Raw genomic sequence first — 255 nt, 5'->3', positions numbered from 1 at the left:
CTGTGGGCTTTCGAGGACCACGGCATCAAGGTCCCCGGCGTCGACATACTCCTGGATTCGGACGTGCCGGTGGGTGCTGGCCTGTCGTCCTCGGCTGCGCTGGAATGCGCCGTCGCGGTCATGGCCAACGACCTCTTTGAGGCCGGACTGAGCGGGCCCGAACTGGCCGCCCTGGGCCAGCGCGCCGAGAATCTCATGGTTGGCGCACCCACCGGAATCATGGACCAGTCCGCATCCCTGCTCGGCGAGGAAGGA

The 255-nt window shown here is 67.1% G+C and carries 1 pseudogene; it reads left to right on the top strand.

The features are described from left to right. Positions 1-255, top strand: a pseudogene (locus tag SB754_RS21460) (galactokinase); the annotation flags it as partial.

The sequence above is a fragment of the Leifsonia sp. SIMBA_070 genome (assembly GCF_046534635.1).
In the GTDB taxonomy this organism is placed as follows: domain Bacteria; phylum Actinomycetota; class Actinomycetes; order Actinomycetales; family Microbacteriaceae; genus Leifsonia.
The sequence above is the reverse complement of the archived record's forward strand: the minus strand, read 5'-3'. Positions and strand labels throughout refer to the sequence as shown.